General features: G+C 70.5%; 17 protein-coding genes. 9 read left to right on the forward strand and 8 right to left on the reverse strand.

The window, feature by feature from the left end:
* Window positions 1–135: 135 nt before the first annotated feature.
* Complete coding sequence (locus tag ABZ444_RS30375) at window positions 136–2,697, reverse strand: glycosyl hydrolase family 18 protein (protein ID WP_358004055.1); 2,562 nt, start codon at window positions 2,695–2,697, stop codon at window positions 136–138.
* A gap of 99 nt (window positions 2,698–2,796) precedes the next feature.
* Here ABZ444_RS30375 and ABZ444_RS30380 point away from each other — a divergent pair, with 99 nt between their 5' ends.
* Window positions 2,797–4,200, forward strand: coding sequence for an MFS transporter (locus tag ABZ444_RS30380; protein ID WP_358004058.1), 1,404 nt, complete (start codon window positions 2,797–2,799; stop codon window positions 4,198–4,200).
* Here ABZ444_RS30380 and ABZ444_RS30385 read toward each other — a convergent pair.
* Genes ABZ444_RS30385 through ABZ444_RS30395 form a run of 3 tightly spaced genes read right to left on the reverse strand, consistent with a single transcriptional unit; the run spans window position 4,148 to window position 5,534 of the window.
* Complete coding sequence (locus tag ABZ444_RS30385) at window positions 4,148–4,597, reverse strand: pyridoxamine 5'-phosphate oxidase family protein (protein ID WP_358004061.1); 450 nt, start codon at window positions 4,595–4,597, stop codon at window positions 4,148–4,150. The two genes, ABZ444_RS30380 and ABZ444_RS30385, sit on opposite strands and share 53 nt — an antisense overlap.
* A gap of 53 nt (window positions 4,598–4,650) precedes the next feature.
* Window positions 4,651–5,049 (reverse strand): ester cyclase, encoded by a 399-nt coding sequence (locus tag ABZ444_RS30390; RefSeq protein WP_358004064.1) that lies wholly within the window; start codon window positions 5,047–5,049, stop codon window positions 4,651–4,653.
* Window positions 5,050–5,078: 29 nt separating this feature from the next.
* Complete coding sequence (locus ABZ444_RS30395) at window positions 5,079–5,534, reverse strand: hypothetical protein (protein ID WP_358004067.1); 456 nt, start codon at window positions 5,532–5,534, stop codon at window positions 5,079–5,081.
* Window positions 5,535–5,651: 117 nt separating this feature from the next.
* Here ABZ444_RS30395 and ABZ444_RS30400 point away from each other — a divergent pair, with 117 nt between their 5' ends.
* Entirely contained in the window at window positions 5,652–6,857 is a 1,206-nt protein-coding gene (locus ABZ444_RS30400) for an amidohydrolase (RefSeq protein ID WP_358004071.1), read from the forward strand.
* A gap of 75 nt (window positions 6,858–6,932) precedes the next feature.
* Window positions 6,933–8,018 (forward strand): PrsW family intramembrane metalloprotease, encoded by a 1,086-nt coding sequence (locus ABZ444_RS30405; RefSeq protein WP_358004074.1) that lies wholly within the window; start codon window positions 6,933–6,935, stop codon window positions 8,016–8,018.
* A gap of 12 nt (window positions 8,019–8,030) precedes the next feature.
* Here ABZ444_RS30405 and ABZ444_RS30410 read toward each other — a convergent pair whose 3' ends face one another.
* Window positions 8,031–9,374, reverse strand: a complete 1,344-nt coding sequence (locus tag ABZ444_RS30410) for an MFS transporter (protein ID WP_358004077.1) — start codon at window positions 9,372–9,374, stop codon at window positions 8,031–8,033.
* Window positions 9,375–9,420: 46 nt separating this feature from the next.
* On the opposite strand from ABZ444_RS30410, the gene ABZ444_RS30415 reads away from it, so the two are divergent.
* Window positions 9,421–9,939: a helix-turn-helix domain-containing protein gene (locus ABZ444_RS30415; protein WP_358004080.1), complete on the forward strand. Its 519-nt coding sequence runs from the start codon at window positions 9,421–9,423 to the stop codon at window positions 9,937–9,939.
* A gap of 34 nt (window positions 9,940–9,973) precedes the next feature.
* The gene (locus ABZ444_RS30420; RefSeq protein WP_358004082.1) at window positions 9,974–10,594 is read left to right on the forward strand and encodes a pyridoxamine 5'-phosphate oxidase family protein; all 621 of its coding nucleotides are present in this window, start codon (window positions 9,974–9,976) and stop codon (window positions 10,592–10,594) included.
* A 65-nt stretch (window positions 10,595–10,659) separates the two neighbouring features.
* Here ABZ444_RS30420 and ABZ444_RS30425 read toward each other — a convergent pair whose 3' ends face one another.
* From ABZ444_RS30425 to ABZ444_RS30435, 3 genes are all read right to left on the reverse strand, one after another.
* Window positions 10,660–10,833: a hypothetical protein gene (locus ABZ444_RS30425; protein WP_357965718.1), complete on the reverse strand. Its 174-nt coding sequence runs from the start codon at window positions 10,831–10,833 to the stop codon at window positions 10,660–10,662.
* 346 nt (window positions 10,834–11,179) lie between these two features.
* Window positions 11,180–11,626 (reverse strand): carboxymuconolactone decarboxylase family protein, encoded by a 447-nt coding sequence (locus ABZ444_RS30430; protein WP_358004085.1) that lies wholly within the window; start codon window positions 11,624–11,626, stop codon window positions 11,180–11,182.
* A gap of 91 nt (window positions 11,627–11,717) precedes the next feature.
* Complete coding sequence (locus ABZ444_RS30435) at window positions 11,718–12,176, reverse strand: hypothetical protein (protein WP_358004088.1); 459 nt, start codon at window positions 12,174–12,176, stop codon at window positions 11,718–11,720.
* Window positions 12,177–12,255: 79 nt separating this feature from the next.
* Between ABZ444_RS30435 and ABZ444_RS30440 the strand changes: the two genes are divergently transcribed.
* The 4 genes from ABZ444_RS30440 (at window position 12,256) to ABZ444_RS30455 (ending at window position 16,621) form a co-directional block, all read left to right on the forward strand.
* The gene (locus ABZ444_RS30440; RefSeq protein WP_358004091.1) at window positions 12,256–13,362 is read left to right on the forward strand and encodes an MFS transporter; all 1,107 of its coding nucleotides are present in this window, start codon (window positions 12,256–12,258) and stop codon (window positions 13,360–13,362) included.
* Window positions 13,363–13,441: 79 nt separating this feature from the next.
* Window positions 13,442–13,693: a hypothetical protein gene (locus tag ABZ444_RS30445; RefSeq protein WP_358004094.1), complete on the forward strand. Its 252-nt coding sequence runs from the start codon at window positions 13,442–13,444 to the stop codon at window positions 13,691–13,693.
* A 999-nt stretch (window positions 13,694–14,692) separates the two neighbouring features.
* Window positions 14,693–15,844 (forward strand): hypothetical protein, encoded by a 1,152-nt coding sequence (locus ABZ444_RS30450; RefSeq protein WP_358004097.1) that lies wholly within the window; start codon window positions 14,693–14,695, stop codon window positions 15,842–15,844.
* A 186-nt stretch (window positions 15,845–16,030) separates the two neighbouring features.
* On the forward strand, window positions 16,031–16,621 hold the full coding sequence (locus ABZ444_RS30455; RefSeq protein WP_358004100.1) for a DUF6461 domain-containing protein: 591 nt from the start codon (window positions 16,031–16,033) through the stop codon (window positions 16,619–16,621).
* Window positions 16,622–16,791: the final 170 nt, after the last annotated feature.

Genomic DNA, 16,791 nt, shown 5'->3' on the forward strand with positions numbered 1-16,791 from the left:
AACACAACGCCTGAATGACCGTTTGTGGGGGCATATAAACCGCGCGGGCCCCCACGGTTTGGGCCCCCCCCCCGCGCACCGGGCGGCGGGCGGCCCCCCCGCGGCGGCCCGCCCTCAGGTCTTACCAGGCCGGGGTTACTTCAGCCCGGCGTCCAGCGCGGTGGTGAGGACGCCCGGGTCGCCGGACATCTCCCAGATCATCGCGCCCAGCAGGCCCTTGCTCTTCAGCCAGGCCGTCTTCTTGCCGATCGACCAGGCGTCGTCGAACGTCCACCACTGCCCGTTGTTGCCGGTGTAGCAGTAGGTGGCGACGGCGACCTCGTCGTGGCGGACCGTGCAGCCGGGCACCATGGCGAGCAGGTTGCTGTAGCCGCGCGTGCCCGCCTCCTCCTGGAACTGGCCGGGAGCCGCGCCGTGCGCGTCCTGCCACTCGCCGGCCTTGCCGCCGTCGGTCACCTGCTGCCAGCCGCGGCCGTAGTAGGCCAGGCCGATGGTCAGCTTGCGCGGGTTGACGCCGGCCTGGAGGTAGACGTCCACGGCCTTCTCGACGCTGAAGTCCGGGTTGTACGGGCTGTCCGCGTCGAGGTACAGGTTGCCCTGGTGGCCGGTGCGGTTCGGCTCCCAGGAGTTGTCGCTGCCCGCGCCGTGGAAGTCGTAGCCCTGGACGTTGAAGATGTCCAGCGACTTGGCGACCTCGGGCAGGTCCCAGCCGGCGGCGATCTTGGCCGGGTCGGCCGGGGTGAACGCCGTGAGCTGGTACCGCTTGCCGGTCGTCGTCGTCAGCGCGTCGAGCTGGCGGCGGAACTCGGCGATCAGCAGCGTGTTGTTGGCCTTGTCGTTCTGGCCGATGTGGTTGCCCGCGTGCCCCTCGGCGCCCGGCCACTCCCAGTCGAGGTCGATGCCGTCGAAGATGCCCGCGGCCGTGCCCGGACCGCCCTTGCCGTTGTAGTCGGGCAGGTTGCCCTTGATGTAGGTGTCGATGCAGGAGGCCGCGAACTTCTTGCGGGAGGCGTCGGTCGCCGCCACGTCGGAGAAGTACTTGGAGTACGTCCAGCCGCCGAGCGAGATCAGCACCTTGAGGTTCGGGTACTTCGCCTTGAGCTTCTTGAGCTGGTTGAAGTTGCCCTGCAGCTTCTCCCAGCCGGTGTCGGCGACCCCGTCGACCGACTGGGCGGAGCTGAACGGCCTGCCGTAGTCGGCCTCGGCGTCACCGGCGCCGTCGCCCTGGTTCGGGTCCTGCGGGTCGGACGTGGTGCCCTTGGTGACGCCCTGCAGGCAGGTCAGGTTCTTGGGGTCGATGTTGGCGAAGGCGTAGTTGATGTGGGTCAGCTTCGCCGCGGCCCCGGTGGTGTCGAGGTTGCGGACGAAGTACTGGCGGCCGTAGATGCCCCACTGGACGAAGTAGCCGACGCGGGCGTACCCGGTCTCGACGATGTCCGACGTCGTCACCTTCACCGGGGTGGAGGCGGCCGAGAGGTTGTCGTACAGGTCGCGGGCCTTGACCGTGAAGGAGTACTCGGTGGAGGGGGACAGGCCGGAGACGACCGCCGTCGTGCCGGTGACGGTCGTGGCCAGGGCCGAGCCGACGAAGACGTCGTAGTTGGCCACGCCGGTGTTGTCGGTGGAGGCCGTCCAGGCCAGCGAGACGCTGCTGGCCGACTTGGCCGTGCTGCGCAGGCCCGACGGCACCGACGGCGCCTGCGAGTCGTCGGCCGGGTTGCGGGTGGTCACCTTCAGCGGCGCCGAGGCGGCCGACAGGGTGCCCTTGCGGTCCTTGGCCTTGACGGTGAACGTGTACTCGGTGTTCGGCGTCAGGCCGGAGACCGTGCCGGAGGTCTCGGTGACCGAGGCGGCCAGGGCGGAGCCGTTGTAGATCTCGTACCCGACGATGGGCAGGCTGCCCTGGGTGGCGGCGTCCCAGGCGAGGGAGACGGTCTTGGTGGTCTTGACCGGCGAGCGCAGGTTCCCGGGGGCGCCGGGCGGCGCGTCGGGGGTGCCGTCGCAGTTGACGTCGTTGATCCGGCAGCTCGTCGGCTCGGCGTTGGCCGTGCTCACGGTGAAGCTCGGGCTGTAGGGCTCGGTGGTCGCGCCCGCGTTCACGGTGGTGTTGTAGTGGACGGGGGTCAGCGTGACCGTCCGTCCGCTCTGGGTGAGCGAGCCGTTCGAGGCGTTGCTCGCCGTGACGCCCGCGGGCAGCTCGAAGACGATCGACCAGCCGTTCAGCGCGGTGGTGCCGTTGTTGGCGACGATGAACTTGGCCGAGGTGCCGCTGACGTCGTACGTGGCGCTGACCGGCGGCTTGGCCGGCGGGTCACCGCCGGTGCCGTCGCAGTTGGCGCCGTTGATCAGGCAGCTCGTCGGCTGGACGGCCGAGCTCAGCGTGACCTTGGGGCTGTAGGGTTCGGTGTTCTTCCCCGCCTGCACATTGTTGATGTAGAAAGCGGGGGTGAGCGTCACCTTGGTGCCGTTCTGGCGGATGGTGGCGTTCTGGGGGTTGCTCGCGGTGACCCCGGAAGGCAGCTCGAAGACGATCGACCAGCCGCTGACGGCGGTCGTGCCCGGGTTGCTCACCAGGAAGGTGCCTGTGTTCCCGGAGAGGGAGAACGTGGCGATGAGCCGGCTCGCGGCCTGTGCGGGAAGGGTGCACATGCCGATGATCACGAGGACGGCGATCAGGGGGGTGACTAATCGGCGCACGTCAAGGACCTTTCTTTAAAGAAAGTTTCCTAACAATTACGCGGATCGTAAGCCCCTCCCACTCAACTTGCAAGAGCCTGTCTGATCTAGCCTGACAAGATGCGAGGGGTGCTGCCGGTCCTGCTGTCGGCGTGGTTCATGGCCCAGTTCGACTTCTTCGTGGTCAACGTGGCCGCGCCGGCCATCGAGCACGACCTGAGCGCCGGTCCGGCGGCCCTGGAGCTGATCGTGGCCGGGTACGCCTTCACGTACGCGGCCGGCATGATCACCGGTGGCCGGCTCGGCGACCGCTACGGCTACCGGCGGCTGTTCGTCCTCGGTGTGGCCGGGTTCACGGTCGCCTCGGTGTTGTGCGGCCTCGCGCCCGGCGCCGCCTGGCTGGTCGCCGCCCGCCTGCTCCAGGGCCTGGCCGGCGCCGTCATGGTGCCCCAGGTGCTGGCCATGATCTCGGCCGTCTACCCGCCGGAGCGCCGCGGCCGCGCCCTCGGCTGGTACGGCGCCGCCGGCGGCCTCGGCTCCATCGCCGGCCAGGTGCTCGGCGGCCTGCTGCTCACCGCCGACGTGTTCGGGCTCGGCTGGCGGGTGATCTTCCTGATCAACCTGCCGGTCGGTCTGGTCGTCGTGCCGCTGGCCCGGTGGCTGCTGCCCGAGGCCGATCCGCACAAGCCCGTCGCGTTCGACCTGCCGGGCGCGGTGGGGCTGGCCGCCGGGCTGGCGCTGCTGCTGGTGCCGCTCGGCCTCGGCAACAGCCTGGGCTGGCCCGCCTGGACGTGGGCCGCCATGGCGGCGAGCGCGCCGGTGTTCGCGCTGACCTGGTGGTGGCAGCGGGCGCTGGCCGCCAGGGGCGGGCAGCCGGTGCTCGACCTCGGCCTGCTCAAGGTCCACTCCTACCTGGCGGGCGTCGGGGCGATCGTCGCGTTCATGGCGTACTTCGCCTCGTTCATGTTCACGCTGACGCTGCTGTTGCAGAGCGGGTTCGGGCTCACCGCGTTCCAGGCGGGCCTGGCGTTCGCGCCGATGGGCGTGTTGTTCACCGTGACCTCGCTGCTGGGCACCCGCCTGGTCGGCCGGTACGGGCTGGTCGTCGTCATGATCGGCGGCCTGGTCACCGCCTTGGGGCTGGCGCTGCTGGTGGCCGGGGCCGGGCGCGGGCTGCCGTACGTCATGGTCGCGCTCATGCTCGTGGGCTCGGGCAACGGCCTGGTCCTGCCGCGGCTCATCGGCGCGGCGCTGGTGGAGGTCGCGCCGCACCAGGCCGGCATCGGCTCGGGCGTGCTCAGCACGGCGCAGCAGTTCGCCGGCGCGGGCGGCGTCGCGGTGATCGGGGCGGTCTACTTCGCGGTCGCCGAGGGTGGCCACCACGCGCGGGCCATGCGCTGGTCGGCCGCCATCGACCTGGCGCTGATCCTGCTGGTGGTCGCGATGGTGGCCTACAACTGGCGGCGCGCGGTCAGGAAGGCGTCGGCAGCAGGGCCCCGTAGAGCCGTCTCGCCCGAATCCTGACCACCAGCCGGCGGTCGGCGACCATGCGGTGCAGGAACGCCAGTTCGCCCGCGGCGTCACCGAAGGACGGCTGCATGGCCAGCAGCTCCAGGCCCACCTCGTCACCCGGCCGGTCGCTCACGGGGGACAGCTCGGCCTCGCCCTCGGCGACGGCGTAGCAGCCGAAGTCGTCGCTGGCGACGTAGAGCGCGCAGCGGGGGTCCTTGTGCAGGCGGCGCACCGTGAGCCGGTCGGCGACCGTCGAGATCCGCACCACCCGCCGCGGCGCGTCCCAGGTGTAGACCACCGTGGACAACTGCGGACGGTCGCCGCCGTTGGTCGCGAGCGCGCCGAAGCGCTGGCCGGCGAGCAGCGCCGAAAGGTCCTCCTCGGGCAGCTCCAGCGGCTGTGCGCCCATTGCCCCCATTGCCTCCTGTGACATCCTTCGACCCCCGTCGTGATGCGAAGATGTCAGCCTATCCCGAGTTGTCGGGAGAACGACTGGACGTCGGAGATCACCCAGTATTCGGAGAATCGTCCGTCCGTGGCACGCAGGAGGTCGTGCCCGGAGAAGGAGACACGGGTGCCCGGCGGGGCGCTCGCGCCGGGGAGGCCGCCCCGGTAGGCGCCGGTGAACGTCCACCGGGCGGCGATCAGGTCGCCGTCGACGGCCGGGCCCACGTCGAGCGTGACCCGGACGTCGTCGAACGGCTCGTGGCCCTGGCGGATCGCCTCGATCAGCCCGTCGGGGCCGTGCACGTCCGTGCCGGGCCAGTGGCCGACGAACCCGGGGGTCACCAGGTCGTGCGCGAGGGAGAGGTCGCCGTTCCACAGTTCGAGCAGCCAGCGCTCGTACAGTTCGGTCAGCATGGCGTCATCCCTACCCACGCGAGCCGCGATCAGGTGCAGTTGCCCCAGGCTTGCCGGCCGCCACCGGCGACCGCCGGGTCGTGGCCGTTGGGCTTGATCGAGCCCCAGAACTTCACGCAGGCGTTGGCGGCGTAGTACTTGACCGGGCCGGCGTAGTAGGCGAACTTGCCGCTGTCGATGCGCTCGACCACCTTCTTGCCCTTGGGTTGGACGGTCAGCATGGCGCTCATCGGGGTCTTCGTGCCGACGAAGCTGGACTTGACCGTCACCACGCAGTTCTCGCCGCTGCTGCGGCTGTAGAGCAGGTAGACCGTGCCGTATCGGCGGCCGCTGGAGGTCTTGACGGGCTGCGTGCCGCCCTTCACGATCCAGAAGCCGGAGCCGCAGATGCTCTCCGGGCTACGCGCGGCGGTCGCACCGGCCGGGGTCGCCATGACGCCGCTGAGGCCGATCGCTGCCGTCAGAAGGATTGCCTTTGCGGGCATGCGCACCAGTACGTCCCTTTCAATTGGCCTTGACCGAAGATCTCGACAAGCATGCCCGAAAATTGGTTATCGGTCCAGGCTTTACGGGCGAAAGCGTGGCAACGGTAGGTTTCCGCCATGACTCTCGCCATCATCAACGGATATGTCATGCCGGTTGACGGAGACCCCATCGAGGGCGGCACCGTCCTGGTCGGCGACGGGAAGATCGTCGCCGTGGGCCGGGACGTGGCCATCCCCGACTCCGCCACCGTCGTCGACGCGGGTGGCGGCTGGGTGCTGCCCGGTTTCGTCGAGGCGCACGGCCACCTCGGCGTGTACGAGGAGGCCGAGGGCTGGGCGGGCAACGACACCAACGAGATGACCGACCCCAACGGCGCCCGGCTGCGCGCCCTCGACGCCATCAACCCGGCCGACCAGGGCTTCGCCGACGCGCTGTCCGGCGGCGTCACCACGGCCGTGATCAAGCCGGGCTCCGGCAACCCGATCGGCGGCCAGACGGTCGCGATCAAGTGCTGGGGCAGGTCCGTCGACGAGATGCTGGTCAGAGAGCCGGTGAGCGTGAAGAGCGCGCTGGGGGAGAACCCCAAGCGCGTCTACGGCGACCAGAAGAAGCTGCCCTCCACCCGGCAGGGTGTGGCCGCGGTGATCCGGGACGCACTCATGAAGGCGCAGGACTACAAGGCGAAGAAGGCCGCGGCCGAGCGCGAGGACAAGCCGTTCGACCGCGACGGCACGCTGGAGATCCTGGTCCGGGTGCTCGACGGCGAGCTGCCGTGGTGCCAGCACACGCACCGCGCCGACGACATCGCCACCGCGCTGCGCCTGGCCGACGAGTTCGGCTACCGGTTGATCGTCAACCACGGCACCGAGGGCCATCTGCTGGCCGACACGCTGGCCGAGCGGAACGTGCCGGTCATCATCGGCCCGCTGTTCACCAGCCGGTCGAAGGTCGAGCTGCGGCAGCGCGCCCTGCGCAACCCGGGCATCCTCGCGCGGGCCGGGGTCGAGCTGGCGATCACCACCGACCATCCGGTGGTGCCCATCCACTTCCTCGTCCACCAGGCCACCCTCGCCGTCAAGGAAGGGCTCGACCGGGACACCGCGCTGCGCTCGATCACCGTCAACCCGGCCCGCATCATGGGCCTCGACGACCGGGTGGGCTCGCTGCGGCCCGGCCTCGACGGCGACGTGGTGATCTGGTCGGGCGATCCGCTCGACGTGATGAGCCGGGCGCTGAGGGTGTTCATCGCCGGACGTGAGGTGTACTCCTACGTGGACGGGGAATCCGTCGTGGCCGATCCCTATTACCGCGAGTCACGGTGATGTAGGCGTCTGTCAAGTGTGCGACGGCCGGGAACGCTCATAGTAGGTGCACTGAGTCGGAGAAAGGCGCCCCCCATGACAGCTCCGCAGCCCGCCAAGAGACCCAGCAAGGCGCTCCTGATCGGACTGGTGGTCTCAGGCGTCCTCGCGCTGATCGTCCTCGGTCTCATGCTGCACAAGGGCGGGCCGGTCGGGTTCGGGCTGTCGGCGGTGCTCGGGCTCGCGCCGCTGCCGGTGCTGCTGGCCGCCGTGCTCTCGCTCGACCGGCTGGAGCCGGAGCCGAAGCTGCACCTCGCCTTCGCCTTCGCGTGGGGCGCCGGCCTGGCGATCGTGCTCGGCGTCGGGCTGACGCTGGCCGGACAGGCGCTGTTCCTGCGGGCCGGGTACGGCGCCCAGCTCGTCAACGACGTCGGCACCGTGTTCCTGGCCCCGGTGATCGAGGAGGCGCTGAAGGGGTCGGCGCTGCTGCTGCTGCTGCGCAGGAAGCAGGAGATCGACGGCCTGACCGACGGCATCGTCTACGCCTCCATGGCGGGGCTCGGCTTCGCCGCCGTGGAGAACATCGGCTACTACCTGATCGCGTTCGGCCAGGACGGCACCGGCGCCGCGGTCCGGCTGTTCGTGCTCAGAGGGCTGATCGACCCGCTCGGCCACCCCATCTACACCTCGATGATCGGGCTCGGCGTCGCCTACGCGCTCACCCGCCGCACGCCCGCCAGGTTCGCCGCGATCCCGCTCGGCTACCTGGGCGCGGTCGTCCTGCACGGGCTCTGGAACGGCGCCGCCTCCACCCAGTCGCTGGCCTGGCTGGGCACGGCGTACCTGGTGATCATGGTGGCGCTGGTCCTGCTCGTCGTGGTCACCGTCGTCGAACGCCGCCAGCTCGTCTCGAAGATGGGCGTCTACCTGCCCGGCTACGGCCAGACCGGCCTGGTCACGGCGGACGACGTGAAGATGCTCAGCACGCTCAAGGCCCGCAAGGCGGCCCGCAGGTGGGCCAGGGGCGCCGGGCTCGGCCGCGCGATGAGCGACTACCAGCAGGCGGCGACCGAGCTGACCGTGCTGCACCTGCGGGCCGAACGGCAGGGCATGGACCCGGCCAGGTTCGCCATGGAACGCGACGCCCTGCTCACCTCGATGGCCCACGCCCGGCGCTGGTAGCCGGGGCCGGCTTCACGGGCGGGTGAGCACGGCGGCCAGGGCCGTCACCGCCGCCAGCACGATGCAGGCCGCCACAGCGACCGTGGCCCCCCGGTCCACGCCGAACGCGCCGACGACCGCGGCCACGCCGGCCGCGCCCAGGGAGGAGCCGACGTACCGGGCGGTGTTGTTGGCGCCCGACCCCATGCTGACCCGGTGGGCCGGCACGCTCTCGATGGCCAGGTGGGTGATCGAGGAGTTGATCAGCCCGGACCCGGCGCCGCTCACCACCAGCCCGGCCATGACCAGCGGCAGGACCAGCGAGCCGCCCACGCCCAGCAGGCCGGCGAACCCGAGCGCGGTCAGGCCGAGGCCGAGGGCCAGCCGGGCGGCGGTGCGCAGGCGTACCAGCCGGGACATCAGCGACACCGCGAACGACGTGCCCGACCAGAGGCAGAACAGCAGGCCGGTCTGCAGCGGCGTCAGCGCGTGCGCGGTCTGGAGCACGGTCGGCAGGTAGCTGAGCAGACCCACCACCGCCGCCCCGACGACCAGCGCGCCGCCGGTGGCGACCAGGAACACCGGCCGTCCGAACAGCTCCAGGTCGAGCAGCGGCTCCGGGCGCCGGCGCTCCACCGACACGAACGCCGCCACCAGCACCGCCGCCAGCGCGAACGCCCCGATCACCACCGGACGCCCCCACCCGGCACGCCCTTCGGTGACCCCCGCGACCAGCGCCCCCACGCCCAGGCTGAGCAGCACCACGCCGGGCACGTCGAACCGGCGCGGCGCGGGGGAGCGCGACTCGGCCAGCAGCCGCGCCGAGGCCACCGCCAGGGCGAGCGCGGCGGCCGACAACACCCAGTAGACCGTCCGCCAGCTCACCGCCGTGGCCAGCGCGCCGGAGGCAAGGGGGCCGAGCGCGGTGCCCAGCCCGATCATGGCGCCGTACAGCCCGGTGGCCCGCACCCGGTCGGCACCCGAGGGGAAGGCGTGGCCGACGATGCCCAGGCTGGCGGCCAGCATCGCCGCGCTCGCCCCGCCCTGCGCCAGCCTGGCCAGCACGAACACCGGCACCGACGTGCTCAGCGCGGCCGCCACCCCGGCGGCGGCCAGCACGGCCGACCCCCACACCAGCACCCGCCTGCGCCCGTGGTCGTCGGCCAGCCCGCCGGAGACCAGCAGCAGCGCCGACAGCCCGAGCGAGATGCCGCCCAGCATCCACACCGGCCCCGTCGGCCCGGCGCCCAGGGACGCGGCCGTCTGCGGCAACGTCACCATCGGCACCGTGTAGTTGGTCAGCACCAGCAGGGGCGCCGAGGACGCCACGGCGAGCGTGCCCGGCCGAACCCGGGTCAGTTCGGTCATTGAACTCATGCGGCGCAACCTATCACGGTTCGGTGAATGAACTAACATGGGATCCATGGCGCTCGGCAAGAACTACGAAGGCCAGGACTGCTCGCTGGCCAGGGCCCTGGAAGTGATCGGCGAACGGTGGACGCTCCTGGTCGTCCGCGACGCCATGTACGGCGTACGCCGCTACGGCGACTTCCTCGCCCATCTCGACATCCCGAGGGCGGTCCTGTCCCAGCGGCTGGGGGCGCTGGTCGAGGCCGGTGTGCTGGCCAGGAGCCGCTACCAGGACAATCCGCCCCGCGACGAGTACGTCCTGACGGCCACGGGCCGCGAGTTGTGGGTCCCCATGCTGGCCCTGTCCCAGTGGGGCGAGCGCAATCTCGGCGGAACCGGCCCACGCCGTCTGTTCCACCACACCGCCTGCGGCACCCGGCTCGACCCCGTGTCCCGGTGCCCGTCGTGCGGCACGGCCGTCCGGCTGGAGGAGATCGAGGTGCGCCCCGGCCCCGGCCTGGCGGACAACCGGGATGATCCGGTCAGCGTGCTGCTGCGGGCACCCCACAGGATGCTTGCTCCGATCACCTGACAAAATCGGGCGGTAACCCCCGAAAGGAGATCAGATGAGCTGGGCGGAGATCGGGTCCGAGGAGGAGTTGCGGGAACTGCTGGGCGAGGTGATGCCGAGGGCCGTGACCAAGGAGCGGGTCCGGCTGCACCCGCGTGACCGCGACTGGCTGGCGGCCTCCCCGCTCTGCCTGATCGCCACGTCCGACGCCGAGGGCAACTGCGACGTCTCGCCCAAGGGCGACCCGGCCGGGTTCGTCCACGTCATCGACGACACCACGATCGCCATTCCCGACCGTCCGGGCAACCGCCGGGCCGACGGGTTCCATAACGTGCTGAAGAACCCGCACGTCGGCCTGATCTTCCTGATCCCGGGCCGCAACGAGACCCTGCGCGTGAACGGCCGCGCCCGGCTCGTGCGCGAGGCGCCGTTCTTCGACGAGATGATCGTCAAGGGTCACCGGCCGCGGCTGGCCCTGGTGGTGGAGATCGAGCAGATCTTCTTCCACTGCGCCAAGGCGTTCATGCGCTCGCAGGTCTGGGCGCCCGACTCCTGGAACCCCTCCGTCCTGCCCTCGCACGCCAGACTGATCAAGGAGCTGCAGGTGGTCGAGGAGACGCTGGAGCAACTGGAGACGTACTACGGCGAGTCCTACGCCAAGAGGCTCTACGGCTGAAACCGGACGGCCGGCGGGGGGAGCCGGTCACGTCGGGCCTCGGCGGTGCGGTGAATGCGTGCGGGTCAGGCGGCTGGTGTCGGTCCGCCGGGGAAGCGGATCACGTTCCGGCCGCTGTAGGCCCGCAGGTCGACCACCTTGGGGTCGGTGGCCTCGGTCCTTCTGTGGCGGACCGCCGCCCGGATGTCGCGGATCTTGTGCCTGGCGATGTGCGGCGGCACCACCGCAAGCCTCTTCATGTGAGCCCCCCGTGATGTTTCTGTTACCTCTGTTATCTACCGATACAGCCGTAAGTTCGCTGTAAAGGGTAGCTAATAGGGCAACTTTCGCCCCGACGGGGTGCGCAGATCCGGTTCGGCCGACGGATGCGGACGCCTGCTGACCGTCGATCTCGGGACTCTGACACGTTTCACGGTCTTCCCCCTTCCGGGCCGCCGCCGGCTGACGGCGGCTCGGCGGGTGCTGCCACCCGCCTTGCGCGCCAACCTAACCGGGGCCCCCGAGGCCGCTCAACGCATTTCTACGGCTTCGCGCCGGTGCGGCCCACGCCTGCGGCCGGCGGCGGCGCTCAAGGCCGGCGCTCCGTCACGTCCCCGGAACCAGGCGAGCGGTCACGCCGACCCGGTTCCAGGCGTTGATCATCGCGATGGAGACGACGAGGGCGGCGAGCTGCTTGTCGTCATAGTGCTCGGCCGCCTGCTGCCACACCTCGTCCGGCACGGCCTCGCCGCGGTCGGCCAGGCGGGTCGCCTCCTCGGTCAGCGCCAGCGCCGCCCGCTCGGCCGGGGTGAAGACCGTGGCCTCCCGCCAGGCGGCGACCGACCACAGCCGCTCGTCGCTCTCCCCGGCCTTCTTCATGTCCCCGCTGTGCATGTGCACGCAGTAGCCGCAGCCGTTGATCTGGCTGGCCCGCAGCTTGACCAGCTCGATCGTGGCCGCGGGCAGATCACTGCCGTGCATGTACGCCTCCACAGCCAGGAACCCCCGGTACGCCTCCGGGGCGAGCTTGGCGATGTCGATGCGCTGGGTCATGGTGATCCTCCCTGTGTCCTCGCTTCCATGACACAGGACGAGGCGGCCCGGCGCGATGTGACAGCTCCGGGCGGGGAGGACGCGATTCGTCTCAGCCCCGGCAGTTGCCCCACGAGCCGCGGCCGCCCCACGCCTCGACACGGTTGTCCGGGGTGCGCGTCCAGCCCGCGTACTTCACGCACTTCCAGCTACCGTCGATGTGGCCGGTCTCGGCGTAGAAGCGGTAACGCTGCACGTCCTCGCTCCGGCCGCCGCCGCGGACCTCGATGGAGGCGCCGGTGACCGTACGGGTGCCGCGGAAGGCGGTCTTGATGGCCGCCACGCAGTTCTTCCCGGCACGCTTGTCGTACATGAGGTAGACGTGCCCGAGCACCTTCCCGTCGCGCGTCTTCATCGCGCGGTGGCCGTCCTGCACCCGGTGGTAGCCCGCGCCGCAGACGCGCTCGGGCGTCTCGGGGGCGGCGGCCGCGGAGGCGGCGTAGGCGGAGGAGGGGGTGGCGGCGATACCGGCGGCGACCAGTCCGGCCGCGATGACCGTTCGCGTCAGCACGATATTCCCTTCGGCGGGGGATATTAAGGACGTCGTCGATCTTTACCGAGACTTGACCGCAATTCAAGGGGGTTGGTGAATGCCGCTCATCGCGGTGTCCGCCGTCTGGGCGGTGTTCTGGGGGTCCTGGGCGGCTCTGCTGCCGGCCGTGAAGCAGGAGCTCGGCGTCTCGGCGGCGCAGCTCGGCGCGGCGCTGGGCGCGGTGCCCGTCGGGGCCCTGCCCGCGATGGCGCTGACCGGCCGGCTGGCCCGCGGGCGCGAGCGCCATGCCCTCATGGCGGCGACCGTCCTGTTCGGGCTGACCGTGGCGGGCCTGGCCGCGGTCACCGCGTACTGGCCGCTCGTGGCCGGGCTGCTGCTGCTCGGCGCGGCCAGCGGGGCGCTCGACGTGGCGCTCAACCTGACCACGGGACGCGTCGAGCGCGAGCGCGGCCGGCGGCTCTTCCAGGCGGTGCACGCGGCCTTCCCGCTCGCCGTCATCGTGGCCGCCCCGCTCACCGGCCTGGCCCGGTCCCTCGGCACGGACGTGCGGACCGTGCTGCTGGTGATCGCGGTGCTGGTGGCGGCGACGTCCCTGTCGCTGCCCGCCCTGCCCGTGGGCCGCGGCCGGGCCGCCCCCTCCGGCGACCACCACGCGGGGCGCCGGCTGTGGGGCGTCGCGCTGCTGCTCGGGACGCTGGCCGGATGCGTGCTGGTGATCGAGAACGCGGTCGAGCAGTGGTCGGTGCTGCTGCTGGAGGCGCACCGGGGCGCCACGCCCCTCACGGCGAGCCTGGCCCCCTCGGTCTACATGGCCGCGCTCACGGCCGGCCGGCTCGCCGCGCAGACCCTGCCTCCGGTGCCCCTGCGCGCGCTGTACCTGGTCGCCGGGGTGGGCGGCGCGGCCGGGATCGGCCTGGCCGGGCTCGGTGACGGCGTGCCGCTGTCGATGGCCGGCTTCGCCCTGACCGGGCTGGCGCTCGGGCCGCTGGTGCCCGCGCTGCTCAGTCGCTCGGCCGCCGACGACCCGACCGGGACGCTGGTGTGGGGCGTCTCCATGGTCTCCTACGCCGGGTTCGTCGTCAGCCCGCTGCTGGTCGCGGGGTTGACCGGACCGTTCGGGCTGCCCGTCGCGCTCGCCGCGCTCGGCCTCCTGGGGCTGCCGTTGCTCGTACGGTTCGTCATCATCGAGGGAGACTCGGCCTGAATATGGTGTTTCGTTGGGGAAAGCGCACCATGGTTCCGGGTATTGCCCCAGGTGATTCGGACGTGAAGAGGGGATCACCATGGCCGTCTGCGACAACTGCGGCAACGACTACGACATGGCCTTCGAGGTGCACGCGCAGGGAGCCGTGCACACCTTCGACTGCTTCCAGTGCGCGATCGAGGCCATGGCGCCGATCTGCGAGCACTGCGGCACCAAGGTCATCGGGCACGGCGTCCAGTCGGGCGAGCACTGGTACTGCTGCGCCCACTGCGCCCGCGAGGAGGGCAACAAGGGCATCGTGGACCGCGTGATGGCCGGCACGTCCGCCTGACGACCTGGAACTGCACGGCGGCCGTACAGTCGCCGGCGTCGGCGCCCGCATCGCCCGGCGGATCCTGGCGTTGACCGCCGCCATCTCGCACAACCGCGACACCGGCCAGCCCGTCACCCGGTCGGAGCCGGCCCTTTGCGGGTGTCGTCGACGGACTCCCCAGGCCCGGCCGATCGGTGCGCAGGTCCGGGTCGTGTTCGCCGATGGCCATCAGCATCTGCCGTTCGTCGGTGGAGCGGGTGTGGAAGCGGCCGTAGCCGGTGCCGGCCGGGTCCGAGCGCAGGGCGGTGGGGCGTGCCGGGCAGGCGCCGCCGCATCGTTCCCCCGGCGGCCCTGATCACCGAAGAAAATGATCGACATGCCCGACGAGGCAGTACAACGCGTTTTCAGATGGTGGACTCCTTCGACCCCGACGCTTTCGCGGAGTTATCGGCGGGGGACGCCAGAATGGTCTTCGGAAGCTCACGGTCGGGCGCGAAGCCATCGCCGGCGCCGACGCCATCGCGAAGTCTGAGGTGACGACCTGGCAGGCCCGTGACGACGGCCCCATCTCTGACCACCGCATTCTCATCGACCTCGCACCCGTCCACGCCGCCGGCTCAGATCAGGGCCCGCCGGCCTCCCGGCAGGCGACATCCTGCGGCACCGTCGGCCGGCACGTACCCCCGTGACCACATGCAGGTGCCAGACAACCATCAGGCAAGTTACGTACGTCGTCATTTTTGGCGGCCATCACCGGCCTATCCATCACCGCCTCTTTGATGACGGCGTATCCGGCGGCCGCGCAGCCGCCCCACAACTCCACCACCACCCGGCGGACGCCCCCTCTCCCGTCGTCACCGCTTGGACGACCACGAAGCAGTCCGGCACCCGGGTTGAAGTGACCAGCCTCCTCACCACTGAGTGCCGCCCGGGACTCGATAGAGCGCTGAACAACGAGGAGGTGGTCGCCTGCGCGACGGCATCGAGACCCCGGCCGTCGCGAAGACGGTCGCCGCGGTGCCGCCGGCGACCGTGGCCGCGCTGCCGAAATCGGCCGCCGTGGGTCCGCCCGCGGCCACGCGGGCGGAGGCCAAGGCCGCCGCGCAGGCAGGAGGACCGTTCTACGACCTGTGCTGGCAGAACGAGACCGAGGCGCGTAAGCCTGCCGAGCCGATCTACTCGACGATCTGGTCGTCCGGCGGCTACCACATCAACCGGACCACGTGGTGTGGCATCCAGCATGTCGGCTCGGCCGGCTTCGAGCTGCGGCCCGGCCCAGCCGTGCGGGCCGAGGGCATGGATGCCGACGCGACGCTCATCGGATATTCGTGGAACACCAAGCCGACCGACACACTGCCGACCAGGATCCGCAACTACGAGTTCGACATCACGATGAAGAACTTCGTCTTCGTCGAGCGAGGGAACACCGCCTACCGGCGGTGGGCGGACATCGAGATCGGTATGAAGAGCGCCGGCGACAACGGATCCAAGTGCAAACTCATCACTCAGAACTCCGTCAAGGCGTCGTGGCAGGAATGGTCGTCAGGAAAGATGGCCAGCTTCCTGTTCGCGTCCTACGAGGAGGACGGCTCGGGCAACGACAAGATCGCCTGGTGTCAGCCCCGCTTCTGGGCGAAGATCACCCGGCGGGACACCCCGCTCGTCAAGTTCACGCTCAACTCGGACGCCCATCCGCAGCTTCGCTGCGACTCCGCCACCTATCTGCTGAAGACCCTGGGCAGCGGGTGCGTGTTCGACCAAGCCGTGCTCACCTACGTCACCCATGAGACTCTGCCCGGCGATCCGACGAAGTCGTCCAACAAACCTGATATCAAGGACGAGGTCATGACGGCCTACCGCAATGTCCCGTCGCATATCTGGACGGCGCTGCACCGGCCTCAGCTGACCCAACCCACCACGGCCAACAAGAGTGTCCCCGGATACTGGGGTAACGGGCTCGTCCGCTCCGTCAACGAGAATCGGCAAGCCCGCCACCACGGGCAACCCACCCGTTCCGGTGCCCGCGAAGGATCGCCGGGTCTACGAGTGCGACGAATTCCCCTTCGAGTCCACGATCCAGGGCGCCTGGACCTCGGCCGAGGGACAGAACCAACCAGGAAGGCGCGCATTCTCGATCCGCCCCGTCTATTGGCGGAACAACGGCAATGACGGGCTCCAGCTCCGGACGTTCTACGAGCTGAACCGAGTCCTCGGGGTGGACGGGGACACCAGGAAGACCGAATACGACTCGTTCCGGGTGGACCCGAAGGTGCCTCAGGCGCCTCCCATCCAATAACTGCTCAGTCGCCGGGCGCCCGCGATTCCGGGCGCTCGGCGCGTCACACGGGAGAGATAATGACGGCGGAACTCATCGCTCTTTACACCGAGATCGCCGAGACCACCCTGCCCGACGATGTCTGCTGGATCGTGGTCCAGCCCCTGACCGGCACGCTGACCGTGGAGGACGCCGCGACCCGGCTCGGCGGCCGCCCCGGGGACCTGCGCCGGATGCGAACGCTGGACGCGGCCGAGCAGGCCCTGTACGGCGACACGGCCCTGTCGCTCGACCAGGTGGCGAACTGCGTCGCGATCCTCCAGATCGGAGGCTACGTCGGCCTGCTGCCGGAGCTGATGGAGCCGCTCAGCGCCGGAGCCCGGGTCTGGGTGGTCAACTGGGACGTCAACGCCGACTTCACGATGCTGTTGTGGGCCGACGGCGAGGTCATCGGAGGCTGGAGCCCCTACGAGCCGCGCGAGGGCTGGGCCACCGGGCTGGGACCGATGGCTCCCTACGCCGACCTGTTCCTCGCTTACGACCTCGACGATGACGATCAACATGCCCGCTATCACCACGCTGTCTGCCTCGCCGTCATCGAGTCGGAGAGCGGAGTGCGGCTGGATCGGGATTGGATACACCAGGAGCACTTCACCCTGCTCGGCCTGTAGACGATGAACAGCGCCCGGGACCGCCACCCAGGACCGTAGGACCAGAGGCCCAGCGGCGTCCGTCGAGGGCCGTCAAGCCGGCCGGCGCCCGATCGGCCAGACAGCGGGCCACCGACACGCCGAGCGCGCCGGGGTTCGTCCGGGCCGGGCTGGTCGTGCGGTGTCACGAC

This window comes from Nonomuraea sp. NPDC005730 (assembly GCF_040630865.1).
Taxonomy (GTDB): domain Bacteria; phylum Actinomycetota; class Actinomycetes; order Streptosporangiales; family Streptosporangiaceae; genus Nonomuraea.

Excerpts from the sequence above, each read along its gene's own strand:
- ABZ444_RS30380 (WP_358004058.1), top strand. The coding sequence starts at position 2,797 with ATGCGAGGGGTGCTGCCGGTCCTGCTGTCGGCGTGGTTCATGGCCCAG.
- ABZ444_RS30385 (WP_358004061.1), bottom strand. The coding sequence starts at position 4,597 with ATGGGCGCACAGCCGCTGGAGCTGCCCGAGGAGGACCTTTCGGCGCTG.
- ABZ444_RS30390 (WP_358004064.1), bottom strand. The coding sequence starts at position 5,049 with ATGCTGACCGAACTGTACGAGCGCTGGCTGCTCGAACTGTGGAACGGC.
- ABZ444_RS30395 (WP_358004067.1), bottom strand. The coding sequence starts at position 5,534 with ATGCCCGCAAAGGCAATCCTTCTGACGGCAGCGATCGGCCTCAGCGGC.
- ABZ444_RS30400 (WP_358004071.1), top strand. The coding sequence starts at position 5,652 with ATGACTCTCGCCATCATCAACGGATATGTCATGCCGGTTGACGGAGAC.
- ABZ444_RS30405 (WP_358004074.1), top strand. The coding sequence starts at position 6,933 with ATGACAGCTCCGCAGCCCGCCAAGAGACCCAGCAAGGCGCTCCTGATC.
- ABZ444_RS30410 (WP_358004077.1), bottom strand. The coding sequence starts at position 9,374 with ATGAGTTCAATGACCGAACTGACCCGGGTTCGGCCGGGCACGCTCGCC.
- ABZ444_RS30415 (WP_358004080.1), top strand. The coding sequence starts at position 9,421 with ATGGCGCTCGGCAAGAACTACGAAGGCCAGGACTGCTCGCTGGCCAGG.
- ABZ444_RS30420 (WP_358004082.1), top strand. The coding sequence starts at position 9,974 with ATGAGCTGGGCGGAGATCGGGTCCGAGGAGGAGTTGCGGGAACTGCTG.
- ABZ444_RS30425 (WP_357965718.1), bottom strand. The coding sequence starts at position 10,833 with ATGAAGAGGCTTGCGGTGGTGCCGCCGCACATCGCCAGGCACAAGATC.
- ABZ444_RS30430 (WP_358004085.1), bottom strand. The coding sequence starts at position 11,626 with ATGACCCAGCGCATCGACATCGCCAAGCTCGCCCCGGAGGCGTACCGG.
- ABZ444_RS30440 (WP_358004091.1), top strand. The coding sequence starts at position 12,256 with ATGCCGCTCATCGCGGTGTCCGCCGTCTGGGCGGTGTTCTGGGGGTCC.
- ABZ444_RS30445 (WP_358004094.1), top strand. The coding sequence starts at position 13,442 with ATGGCCGTCTGCGACAACTGCGGCAACGACTACGACATGGCCTTCGAG.
- ABZ444_RS30455 (WP_358004100.1), top strand. The coding sequence starts at position 16,031 with ATGACGGCGGAACTCATCGCTCTTTACACCGAGATCGCCGAGACCACC.